General features: G+C 48.7%; 8 protein-coding genes, 7 tRNA genes and 2 rRNA genes (1 of these 17 running past the window's edge). All 17 read left to right on the top strand.

Annotation, left to right across the window (positions count from 1 at the left end; translation table 11 throughout):
* A 23S ribosomal RNA gene (locus tag ACV3PA_RS01660) occupies positions 1–2,574 on the top strand; it begins 340 nt to the left of the window's first position.
* A gap of 46 nt (positions 2,575–2,620) precedes the next feature.
* Positions 2,621–2,736: ribosomal RNA gene (rrf, locus tag ACV3PA_RS01655) — 5S ribosomal RNA — on the top strand.
* A gap of 10 nt (positions 2,737–2,746) precedes the next feature.
* Positions 2,747–2,821, top strand: a tRNA-Asn gene (locus tag ACV3PA_RS01650).
* 2 nt (positions 2,822–2,823) lie between these two features.
* Positions 2,824–2,898 (top strand) — tRNA-Glu (locus ACV3PA_RS01645).
* Between the two features lie 13 nt (positions 2,899–2,911).
* Positions 2,912–2,984, top strand: a tRNA-Thr gene (locus ACV3PA_RS01640).
* Between the two features lie 38 nt (positions 2,985–3,022).
* A tRNA-Tyr gene (locus ACV3PA_RS01635) sits at positions 3,023–3,106 on the top strand.
* A gap of 4 nt (positions 3,107–3,110) precedes the next feature.
* Positions 3,111–3,183 (top strand) — tRNA-Lys (locus tag ACV3PA_RS01630).
* A 6-nt stretch (positions 3,184–3,189) separates the two neighbouring features.
* Positions 3,190–3,261 (top strand) — tRNA-Gly (locus tag ACV3PA_RS01625).
* 10 nt (positions 3,262–3,271) lie between these two features.
* Positions 3,272–3,347: transfer RNA gene (locus tag ACV3PA_RS01620), tRNA-Ala, on the top strand.
* Between the two features lie 211 nt (positions 3,348–3,558).
* Positions 3,559–4,467 carry an arginase gene (gene rocF / locus ACV3PA_RS01615; RefSeq protein WP_456125517.1) on the top strand — a complete coding sequence of 303 codons (909 nt, stop codon included), beginning with the start codon at positions 3,559–3,561 and terminating at the stop codon, positions 4,465–4,467.
* Between the two features lie 125 nt (positions 4,468–4,592).
* Positions 4,593–5,156, top strand: a complete 564-nt coding sequence (gene sigW, locus ACV3PA_RS01610) for an RNA polymerase sigma factor SigW (protein WP_456125516.1) — start codon at positions 4,593–4,595, stop codon at positions 5,154–5,156.
* A gap of 16 nt (positions 5,157–5,172) precedes the next feature.
* Entirely contained in the window at positions 5,173–5,793 is a 621-nt protein-coding gene (locus ACV3PA_RS01605) for an anti-sigma factor (protein WP_456125515.1), read from the top strand.
* A 79-nt stretch (positions 5,794–5,872) separates the two neighbouring features.
* Positions 5,873–6,733: a diadenylate cyclase CdaA gene (gene cdaA / locus ACV3PA_RS01600; RefSeq protein ID WP_053452356.1), complete on the top strand. Its 861-nt coding sequence runs from the start codon at positions 5,873–5,875 to the stop codon at positions 6,731–6,733.
* A complete protein-coding gene (locus ACV3PA_RS01595) occupies positions 6,733–8,019 on the top strand; it encodes a CdaR family protein (protein ID WP_456125514.1) in 1,287 nt (428 codons plus the stop codon). Before cdaA ends, ACV3PA_RS01595 begins: the two co-directional genes overlap by 1 nt.
* 29 nt (positions 8,020–8,048) lie before the next feature.
* Entirely contained in the window at positions 8,049–9,404 is a 1,356-nt protein-coding gene (glmM, locus tag ACV3PA_RS01590; protein ID WP_053452358.1) for a phosphoglucosamine mutase, read from the top strand.
* A 411-nt stretch (positions 9,405–9,815) separates the two neighbouring features.
* Complete coding sequence (gene glmS, locus ACV3PA_RS01585) at positions 9,816–11,612, top strand: glutamine--fructose-6-phosphate transaminase (isomerizing) (protein WP_456125513.1); 1,797 nt, start codon at positions 9,816–9,818, stop codon at positions 11,610–11,612.
* Positions 11,613–11,690: 78 nt separating this feature from the next.
* The gene (locus ACV3PA_RS01580; protein ID WP_456125512.1) at positions 11,691–12,257 is read left to right on the top strand and encodes a hypothetical protein; all 567 of its coding nucleotides are present in this window, start codon (positions 11,691–11,693) and stop codon (positions 12,255–12,257) included.
* Positions 12,258–12,269 lie beyond the last annotated feature (12 nt).

Here is a 12,269-nt window from a genome sequence, read left to right as displayed (position 1 = left end):
TGAAGGACCTGGAAAGGTCCGCCGAAGAAGGTGACAGCCCTGTAGCTGAAACTGTTTTCCCTCCAGAGTGGATCCTGAGTACGGCGGGACACGTGAAACCCCGTCGGAATCCGGGAGGACCATCTCCCAAGGCTAAATACTCCCTAGTGACCGATAGTGAACCAGTACCGTGAGGGAAAGGTGAAAAGCACCCCGGAAGGGGAGTGAAATAGATCCTGAAACCGTATGCCTACAAGTAGTCAGAGCCCGTTAATGGGTGATGGCGTGCCTTTTGTAGAATGAACCGGCGAGTTACGATAACGCGCGAGGTTAAGCCGATGAGGCGGAGCCGTAGCGAAAGCGAGTCTGAACAGGGCGTTCAGTGCGTTGTCGTAGACCCGAAACCAGGTGATCTACCCATGTCCAGGATGAAGGTCAGGTAACACTGACTGGAGGTCCGAACCCACGCACGTTGAAAAGTGCGGGGATGAGGTGTGGGTAGCGGTGAAATGCCAATCGAACCTGGAGATAGCTGGTTCTCCCCGAAATAGCTTTAGGGCTAGCCTCGAGGTTGAGAGTTCTGGAGGTAGAGCACTGATTGGACTAGGGGCCCCCACAGGGTTACCGAATTCAGTTAAACTCCGAATGCCAGCAACTTATACTCGGGAGTCAGACTGCGAGTGATAAGATCCGTAGTCAAGAGGGAAACAGCCCAGACCGCCAGCTAAGGTCCCAAAGTGTATGTTAAGTGGAAAAGGATGTGGCGCTGCCTAGACAGCTAGGATGTTGGCTTAGAAGCAGCCACCATTCAAAGAGTGCGTAATAGCTCACTAGTCGAGTGGCGCCGCGCCGAAAATGTAACGGGGCTAAACATACCACCGAAGCTGCGGATTCCGTAAGGAATGGTAGGGGAGCGTTCCAAACCGCTGTGAAGCTGTACCGGAAGGAGCAGTGGAGCGTTTGGAAGTGAGAATGCCGGTGTGAGTAGCGAAAAGAGGGGTGAGAATCCCCTCCGTCGAAAGCCCAAGGTTTCCTGAGGAAGGCTCGTCCGCTCAGGGTTAGTCTGGACCTAAGCCGAGGCCGAAAGGCGTAGGCGATGGATAACAGGTTGATATTCCTGTACCGCCGATCCACCGTTTGAACAATGGGGGGACGCAGGAGGATAGTGACGCATGCGGATGGAAGTGCATGTGCAAGTTTCAAGATCGTCTGATTGGCAAATCCGTCAGGCATCAAAGTCAAGGAACGATGCGGAGTCCCGTAGGGACGTAGGTCACGATTTCACACTGCCAAGAAAAGCCTCTAGTGAGGGGGAAGGCGCCAGTACCGTAAACCGACACAGGTAGGCGAGATGAGAATTCTAAGACGCGCGGGATAACTCTCGTTAAGGAACTCGGCAAAATGGTCCCGTAACTTCGGGAGAAGGGACGCTCTACACATGTAGAGCCGCAGTGAATAGGCCCAAACGACTGTTTAGCAAAAACACAGGTCTCTGCTAAATCGCAAGATGACGTATAGGGGCTGACGCCTGCCCGGTGCTGGAAGGTTAAGGGGATGGGTTAGCGCAAGCGAAGCTTTGAACCGAAGCCCCAGTAAACGGCGGCCGTAACTATAACGGTCCTAAGGTAGCGAAATTCCTTGTCGGGTAAGTTCCGACCCGCACGAAAGGCGTAACGATTTGGGCACTGTCTCAACGAGAGACCCGGTGAAATCATAGTACCTGTGAAGATGCAGGTTACCCGCGACAGGACGGAAAGACCCCATGGAGCTTTACTACAGCCTGATATTGAGGCTTTGTGCATGATGTACAGGATAGGCGGGAGACGTCGAGCCCGGAGCGCCAGCTTCGGAGGAGTCACCCTTGGGATACCGCCCTTCATGCATAGAGTCTCTAACTCGCAGCCGTCATCCGGCTGGAGGACCGTGTCAGGCGGGTAGTTTGACTGGGGCGGTCGCCTCCTAAACAGTAACGGAGGCGCCCAAAGGTTCCCTCAGAATGGTTGGAAATCATTCGTAGAGCGCAAAGGCAGAAGGGAGCTTGACTGCGAGACCTACAAGTCGAGCAGGGACGAAAGTCGGGCTTAGTGATCCGGTGGTTCCGCATGGAAGGGCCATCGCTCAACGGATAAAAGCTACCCTGGGGATAACAGGCTGATCTCCCCCAAGAGTCCACATCGACGGGGAGGTTTGGCACCTCGATGTCGGCTCATCGCATCCTGGGGCTGGAGTAGGTCCCAAGGGTTGGGCTGTTCGCCCATTAAAGCGGTACGCGAGCTGGGTTCAGAACGTCGTGAGACAGTTCGGTCCCTATCCGTCGTGGGCGCAGGAAATTTGAGGAGAGCTGTCCTTAGTACGAGAGGACCGGGATGGACGCACCGCTGGTGTACCAGTTGTTCCGCCAGGAGCATCGCTGGGTAGCTACGTGCGGACGGGATAAATGCTGAAAGCATCTAAGCATGAAGCCCCCTCCAAGATGAGATTTCCCTTTGAGTAATCAAGAAAGACCCCTCAGAGACGATGAGGTAGATAGGTCACGGGTGGAAGCATGGCGACATGTGGAGCTGAGTGATACTAATCGGTCGAGGCCTTGTTCTAGCAGATGCTTGTTGATGACTTCAGTTTTGAGGGCGCGAGCCCGTCGTCTGGTGACGATAGCCAAGTGGTCACACCCGTTCCCATGCCGAACACGGAAGTTAAGCACTTGAACGCCGAAAGTAGTTGGGGGCTTCCCCCTGTGAGGATAGGACGTTGCCAGGCTTTTATTTATTCCGCAATAGCTCAGTGGTAGAGCAACCGGCTGTTAACCGGTAGGTCGTAGGTTCAAATCCTACTTGCGGAGCCAACGGCCCGTTGGTCAAGCGGTTAAGACACCGCCCTTTCACGGCGGTAACACGGGTTCGAATCCCGTACGGGTCACCATTATACTTTTTGTGCCGGTGTAGCTCAGCTGGTAGAGCAACTGACTTGTAATCAGTAGGTCGCGGGTTCGACTCCTGTTGCCGGCACTGTTTTTTCTCAATTGTATAAGTTTCCTAGACAAACTGGGGGGGTAGCGAAGTGGCTAAACGCGGCGGACTGTAAATCCGCTCCCTCGGGTTCGGCGGTTCGAATCCGCCCCCCCCCACCATGTCGAGCCATTAGCTCAGTTGGTAGAGCATCTGACTTTTAATCAGAGGGTCGCAGGTTCGAATCCTGCATGGCTCATTTCTTGCGGAAGTAGTTCAGTGGTAGAATACGACCTTGCCAAGGTCGGGGTCGCGGGTTCGAATCCCGTCTTCCGCTTTTTCTTTTTGGGGCCTTAGCTCAGCTGGGAGAGCGCCTGCCTTGCACGCAGGAGGTCAGCGGTTCGATCCCGCTAGGCTCCACCAATTTTATTTAAAGATCTTAAGCGAGTTTCGTTCGTCTTAAGTTTTTTTTATATGAAATGCCAAGCATAACCAGAGTACGTACGCAAGAACACCGTGATTCCCTTCACGGTGTTTTTTTGTATATTCATGCGTCATTTTGTCGAGTTGAACCACCTGTTTGTTACCGCTTACAATATGTGTAGAAGTAACTATGACATAGGGGGAATATCGAATGAATATCGCGTATATCAGCGTACCGTACCGTTATGGACAAGGAAAGCCGGGCACTGAACACGGACCTGCAGCTGTCGAAAAAGCGGGTCTACTAGCGACACTCGAAGCACGGGGACAAGAAGCAGTTCGCTACGGGGAAGCGGCTGTCTTATCAGAAGATGCAGTCCGAGAAGAAGATCCGAAACTGAAACGTCTCGAAGGAGTCGTCCATACGACGAATGACTTACACCTGATTGTTCGTGATGCGTTATCGGAACAACGTTTTCCTTTACTCGTTGGTGGCGATCACAGTATGGCGATCGGAACGATTGCAGGTCTTCGCCAGACTGTGCCACGTCTCGGGGTCATCTGGTTCGATGCACATGGTGATTTGAATACACCTGAAACATCACCTTCTGGTAACATCCACGGCATGCCGCTCGCTGTAGCCCTTGGGGAAGGGCATCAGCGCTTAACGGAAGTCGGAGGGACAGATGTCAAATTGCAACCGGAACATCTCGTCTTCATCGGATTACGTGATGTTGATCCAGGCGAACAAGAGTTGATTGATCGTCTTGGTATTCGTGTCTATGATATGGAAGCGATCCGAACACGGGGAATGGATGCAATCATGGAAGAAGCGATTGCCTATTTGAAAGAAACAACGGATGCTTTTTATTTAAGCTTCGATATGGATGGTCTTGATCCATCACTTGTCGTTGGTACAGGAACACGTGTCGCTGATGGTATCTTCTTAGATGATGCGAAGACTGTATTACAGCATTGCGCAGCAGCAGAAGACTTTATCGCTGCTGAATTCGTTGAAGTGAATCCATTACTTGAAGAAGGAAACGGAACAGCAGAGCTTGCGAATGAGCTGATTGGCGATTTACTTTTGGCAATGGAAACACATCGCTTAGTAAAATAATGGATAGAACTTGAACTCTTTTCATCGGGGTTCAAGTTTTTTTTGTTACAATTTAAAAGGAGATGAAACATTTATCGGTCGACTTCGTATAAGAGATTGACCGCATAGAGCGGGGGGTATTCAAAGTGGAAGAAACGACACTACGCTTAATCGAGCGAGTGAAACAAGGAGACCGTGATGCGTTCGCGGCACTTGTTGATCTATATAAGGAAGGTGCTTTTCTTGTAGCTTTCCGTGTCTTGCGCGATCGAATGGAAGCGGAGGATGCGACACAAGAAGCCTTCATCCGTGTATTTACGAAGATTGAATCGTATAATGCACAATGGAAGTTCCGAACTTGGTTATACCGAATCGTTACAAACGTATCGATTGACCGACTACGGAAAAAGAAACCTGATTATTCTCTTGATGCTGAGATGTCAGGTACTGAAGGACTGACATTGTATTCACAACTCGAGAGCAAGGATATCTTGCCGGAGGACCAAGTGGTCGATAACGAGCAACGAAACGAAGTCGGGGATGCGATTGCAGCTTTACCAGAAAAATACCGTGTCCCACTCGTCCTGAAATATGTAGAAGATCTATCACTGAAAGAAATCAGTGAAATGATCGAATTACCAGTCGCTACTGTCAAAACTAGAATTCATCGTGGACGAGAAGCGCTGAAAAAGCATTTTGCCAAACGATGAGAAGGAGGAACTCACCATGTCACGAGAGCATGTACATGAACGGATCCAGGATTATTTAGATCAAAACCAACCACCTGAGGACTTCAAGCGATTAGAAGCAGAGTTACGGGAAGCAGACGCGATGGACGAGTTCGAAGAGTATCGGCTCCTTGATGCTCGACTGCGTCAACTTCCAGCGCCCAAATTATCGGCAGATTTTACATCCCGCGTGCTGGCACAATTGCCCGACCAGGTGGATATGCCAAGCGCTGCTTTGCTACACCAACCACAACCGTCTCGTTTTGGAGGGAAGATGAAGCAGTACCCATTGCTCGCGGCAGCGGCTGTGTTCTTACTCTTGTCGGTCGGTAGCCTGGGTGGTTATATGGCACAAGAAGAACATGACTTATCCTATACGAATGCACCAGGTATCGTCGCTCAAAATGGCGAAGTCGTCGTCCCGAAAGGCGTCACAGTCGATCAGGATCTTTACGTCGAAGGTGGAAACGTCCGAATCGAAGGGAAAGTCAATGGCGACGTCATGACCGTTGACGGGAAAGCCTACACGGCGAGTGCTGGTAGTGTGACCGGAGAAATTAAGGAAATCGATCAATTATTTGAACGCGTATGGTACGGAATCAAGCGTCTATTTCAATAATCAGCTGGGACGAGTCGAACTCGTCCCTTTGTGCTATAATGGAAACTGTTTAAATCAGATGAGTTAGGGGGCACGGTTGGTGAATTACTTCAGCTGGCAACCACTTCAATTTCAATTGTTGAAACTGGGAGAAAACGTACATTGGTACGATTATATTAATGATGTGATTGATATCGCGGTCGTGACGTTCGTCATCTACCGTCTTATGATCATCGTCAAAGGGACGAAAGCTGTCCAGCTCATTAAAGGCATCTCGGTCATTTTGATCAGTTGGTTCCTGAGCGGATTTTTTGGACTCAAAACATTGCAATTCTTACTGAATCAAATTATCACCTACGGGTTACTAGGGATCATCATCATTTTCCAACCCGAGCTCCGCCGTGGACTTGAACACCTCGGACGAACGAGTAAATTCTTTTCACGCAGCGCCATCAGTGACGAGGATGAACAAGTTCGAATCGTTGATGCGCTCGTATCGTCTGCCCAGTACATGTCAAAACGTCGTATCGGAGCGCTCGTGACGATTGAGCGTGAGACAGGACTAAGTGAATACGTCGAGACAGGTATTCCGCTCGGCTCGCAAATTACAAGCCAACTCTTGATCAATTTGTTCATTCCGAATACGCCGCTTCATGATGGTGCCGTCATCGTCCAGCAAGGCAAGTTAGCAGCTGCTGCCTGTTACTTACCGCTGTCAGAGAGCGCACATATTTCAAAAGATTTGGGCACACGTCACCGGGCAGCGATTGGCGTAAGTGAGGTGACGGATAGTGTCACACTCGTCGTCTCAGAGGAAACAGGTGGCGTTTCTCTCGCCATCAACGGACGTCTGTACCGAGAACTCGATGAAGAATCCTTACGGACGAAGTTGCTTGAGACAATCGTCAAGGTCGAACCGACGAATACTTCCTTCTTGAACTGGATGGGGGCGAAAAAATAATGTTCGAAAAGTGGTTCAATGAACGCTGGTTCTTACGCATTGTCGCTGTCGCCTTAGCCGTCATGTTGTATCTGATGGTTGCAGGTTCGAATACGACAGGAAAAAGTGATGCTGCTAGCCTCTTACCGATCGCAGGACAAGGTTCAACGAAATTTGATGTACCAATCACGATCCAGTACGATGAATCGCAGTGGGTCGCTTATAATATTCCAGATAGTATGGAAGTGACCGTTAAAGGTCCTTCGAGTAGCTTGACGATGCTTCGGCTCGTTCAGGATTTTGGATTATCGATTGATTTAAAAGGACTTGATCCCGGATATCACCGTGTCCGTGTCACGGCAACCGGCTTCGGTAAAGATGTCGAAGTGACACCAAAACAACAGACGATTGAAGTCTTCCTTGATAAGAAGATTACAAAGGAAGTACCGGTACAAGTTGCCTTACTGAATAAAAATAAAATCGCTGAAGGATATGTCGTAGGTGAAGCACAGCCGAACCAACAAACGGTCGAAGTCACGGGTGGGGCAGAGAAGCTACAGGCAATTTCAGCGATTCAAGTTCCAATCGATGTAACAGGTCGAGCAGAGACGTTTAAAGAGACGTTCAATGCAAAAGCGACCGATGCAAATGGAAATACGATTAATGCATCGTACCAACCAGAGCAACTCGAAATCACGGTACCGATCTATAAGGAAAGTAAGACGGTACCAATCAATGTGAAAACAAAAGATAACGTAAAAAAAGGTTATACCGTCATTAAAATTGTTCCTGTCACGACACAAGCTCGTTTATATGGAACAAAAGAAGAATTAGAACGCATTGGTTCCGTTGATACAGAAGCTGTATCGTTGAAAGGATTAACGAAGACGACTGAAAAAACAGTCAAACTCGTTGAACCAGAAAATGCAACAGCGATGGATCCGACGCGTGTTACAGTCAATATCGTCGTCGAAAAGGAAAATGCCAAGTCGACGACGGAAACCGTTGAGGATCGAGCTGAAAAAACGATTTCGGGTGTGAACGTTACATTGAATGGATTTGATGAATCGAAATATACGATTGATTACAATCAAACGATTGATGTTGTCGTCCGTGGGAAAGAATCTGATTTAGCAACGATCGATGCAACAGATATCAAAGCGGTCATCGACGTAACAGGACTGAAGGAAGGAACACATGGATTGCCGATCTCGTATCAGACGTCAAAAGCCTTTGATGTCTTGCGTCCTGATAATATGGATGTGACGCTGAAAGCTGTTCCCCGGACTTCCGTTCCGACCAATTAAAACAAATTAGTGAAATGAGGAAATAACACATGGGTAAGTATTTTGGAACTGACGGCGTACGCGGCGTCGCAAACGTAGAATTGACACCGGAGCTTGCGTACCGTCTTGGTCGAACAGGTGGTTACGTGTTGACGAAACACGAAAGCACACGACCAAAAGTGTTGATTGGGCGCGATACACGTGTTTCTGGTCAAATGCTTGAGAACGCGCTCATCGCTGGTCTTTTATCGATCGGTGCAGAAGTCATGCGTCTTGGTGTCATCTCGACACCGGGTGTCGCGTATCTGACAAAAACAATGGATGCGACAGCAGGGGTTATGATCTCCGCGTCACACAATCCAGTTGAAGATAACGGAATTAAGTTCTTCGGCTCAGACGGCTTTAAGCTCGATGACGCAACAGAACTCGAAATCGAAGCATTACTCGATGAAGTAGAAGATACGTTACCGCGTCCAGCTGGTAAAGAACTCGGCTTCGTTCACGATTACTTTGAGGGTGCACAAAAGTACCTCCATATGCTTCGTCAGACATCGGATGAAGACTTCTCAGGCATCCATGTTGCGATCGATGGTGCACACGGTGCGACGTCAAGCCTTGCGCCACGTCTATTCGGTGACTTGGAAGCAGAAGTGTCGACGATCGGAACAACTCCGAACGGATTGAACATCAACGATGGTGTTGGTTCGACACATCCAGAACATCTCGCTGCTTTCGTCAAAGAAAAGAGCGCGGATGTTGGTCTATCATTTGATGGAGATGGAGATCGCTTGATTGCTGTTGATGAGAATGGCGATATCGTCGATGGCGATAAAATTATGTTTATCTGCGGAAAATACTTGAACGAACTCGGTCGTCTAAAAGACAATACGATTGTCGCGACAGTCATGAGTAACCTCGGTTTTCATAAAACAGTCGAAGAACACGGGATGACGGCGCTTCAGACAGCGGTCGGTGACCGTTACGTCGTTGAAGAGATGCGTAAGAATGACTATACGCTTGGTGGTGAACAGTCAGGTCATATCATTTTCATGGATTATTCAACGACAGGTGACGGCATGTTATCAGGCGTCCAGTTGTTGCAAATCATGAAAGCGACAGGGAAGAAACTATCGGAACTCGCTGCTGAGATGCCAATCTTCCCACAACGTCTCGTCAACATCCGTGTTTCTGATAAAAATGGTGCGATGAGCGGTCCTGCCGTTCAAGCGATCATTGCAGAAGTCGAAGCGGAGATGGCGGGGAACGGACGAATTCTCGTGCGTGCGTCAGGAACAGAACCACTCGTTCGTGTCATGGCTGAAGCACCGACACAAGAGGCATGTGATGCATACGTTGAGCGGATCGCAAACGTTGTTCGTGAGAACTACGCGTTACAAGAAAACTAAGGAATTGAAGCAGAGCAATCGCTCTGCTTCTTTTTTTACAATTATTTTAGAAAAATAGATTGAGAATTTTACAAAAAATAGGGATTATACGTATTGATTAGTGAAATATCGGGAATAGTTACAACTACGTTACCTTTCTTGCTTTTTCAAAGTAAAGTTCGTATGATGGTGAAGTCGGACAGAAACGGGGTCAGACGGAACTAAAAAGCGCCAGGGCTTCCCTAAGTTAAGGAAAGCTGACGAGGTGGAGGTTTATCGAATCATTCGGCGGATGCCTCCCGGTACCAGATCCATACCGTAAATCGTTCTGAAATCGTTCAAGTGATTGGACGGACAAACAGACCGATCGGGATCCTCTCAAAAAGAGCCGTTTCCTCTTCAGGGAAATACTTGTAAATGGAGAGATGTAACATGTGCGGAATCGTAGGTATGATTGGACAGGTCAACACGAAGGAAATTCTATTAAAAGGTCTCGAGAAGCTCGAGTACCGCGGCTATGACTCGGCAGGTCTTGCGTTCGTCAATGACGGCGTTCAAGTCCATAAAGAAGTAGGTCGGATTGCTGCGCTACGTGAAGTCGTTCCTGCAGAGGCAGACGGAACAGTCGGAATCGGACACACACGCTGGGCGACACATGGTGTCCCAAGCGTACCAAACGCGCACCCGCATCAAAGTGCTTCAACACGTTTCACACTCGTGCATAACGGCGTCATCGAGAACGATGAGCAGTTGAAAACAGAATTGAACGTCGATCTTCTCAGCGACACGGATACAGAAGTCATCGTTCAGATGATCGAAAAGAACTTCAACGAGACAGGTGACGTCGCGGAAGCATTCCGTCAAACACTTCGCGTCTTGCACGGTTCGTATGCCCTCGCATTGATTGATGCTGAAAACCCAGATGTCTTATACGTCGCGAAAAATAAATCACCACTTCTCGTTGGTCTCGGTGACGGGACGTTCAACGTCGTCGCATCAGACGCAATGGCAATGTTGCAAGTAACGGACCAATTTGTTGAGTTGCATGACGGTGAGATGATCATCTTGACGCGTGATAGCGTTACGATCCAAGATCTCGACGGTAACATCCAAGAGCGTGAAGCATATACGGCTGAAATCGATGCATCAGATATCGAAAAAGGAACGTATGCGCACTACATGCTCAAAGAGATGGATGAGCAACCAGCTGTTATCCGCAACATCGTTCAAAAATATCAAAATGAAGCAGGCGACATCACACTTGACCAATCAGTCCGTGATCTCGTACTCGGTCGTGACCGTGTCTACATCATCGGTTGCGGAACAAGCTACCATGCTGGTTTGATCGGAAAACAGTTGATTGAACAAATCGCTGGCATTCCAACAGAAGTCCATATCTCTTCTGAGTTCGGATACAACATGCCATTATTGACAGAGAAACCACTCTTCCTCTTCCTTTCACAATCAGGTGAAACAGCGGATAGCCGTGCGGTTCTCGTTGAAGCGAAGAAACTCGGTCATCCAGCATTGACGATCACGAACGTTCCAGGATCAACATTGTCACGTGAAGCAAACGCGACGTTGTTACTCCACGCGGGTCCAGAAATCGCCGTTGCTTCAACAAAAGCGTATACAGCTCAAATCGCTGTCCTCGCTGTTCTTGCGTTTGACCTCGCTCAAGCAAAAGGTGTTGCTGTCAACTTCGATCTCATGAAGGAACTCGGTAAAATCTCAAGTGCGATGGAATCGGTCATGTCTCAAAAAGATCGTTTCCAAGAAATCGCGACAGAGTACTTGTCTGAATCACGTAACGCGTTCTTCATCGGTCGCGGACAAGATGCCTACGTCGGGATGGAAGGTGCATTGAAACTCAAAGAGATTTCATATATCCAAGCAGAAGGATATGCGGGTGGAGAGCTCAAGCACGGTCCGATCGCTTTGATCGAGGACAACACACCAGTCATCGCGCTCGTGACACAACCACACGTTCACCTCAACAACCGTGGGAACGTCAAGGAAGTCGTCGCACGTGGTGCAAACGCGTGTGTCATCGCAGCAGAAGGTCTTGAATTGCCAACAGATGCATTCGTCATCCCAGCAGTCGAGCCACTCTTGTCACCGCTCTTGTCCGTCTTACCACTTCAATTGATTTCATACTACGCGGCACTCGGTCGTGACTGTGACGTCGATAAGCCACGTAACTTGGCGAAGTCAGTAACGGTTGAATAAGTAAACAAATCGACTCCAAACGATAGGCGTATAACAGCGTCTGCTGTTTGGAGTTTTTTTATATGAGAGGAGAATAAGATGAACCGATGGATTTCAGCATTCCCTAAACGATATGAACAGGATGTTCGAGTCGTTAAAGCGTGTCTACCGTTTTCATGGACACGTCTATCACCAGGGTCGATCGAAGTGAAGCTAGAGCAGGAACACATACAGATTCCGATGCGCGTATATGTACCAGAAGTCGCGCCAGAGCGAATCGAACAGTTGACGCCAACACAACGGACGATTTTATATTGTCTCTACACGCGTCATCATGACGGTCACATTCGTGAGTATTATCTCCGTCAGTTACTTAAAAATCATCCATACGACGGATGGGTCCTCGCCTATATCATCGAACTTGCTAGTGAATATGTCCGTGAAATCGTGGAGATCATCGTACCCGCAGTCGAGAAATGGAATCCGGAAGTGAAGCGGCAATTCGTCCACGATGATCCGGCATACATAAAACGAATCGAAGACCGGATGATTAGTTACTGGAATGCTTATTATCGATCAAGTGGCGAACGACGGTCTGAAGCGGACTATCCGGGTTTTCAGATTTTAAACTCGTTACAGAAGGCTACTTCGAAAAGAGAAGATTGAGAACTGTACGCA

The organism is Exiguobacterium sp. EA-TM-5 (genome assembly GCF_053878415.1).
This window is presented reverse-complemented; position numbering and strand designations above follow the sequence as displayed.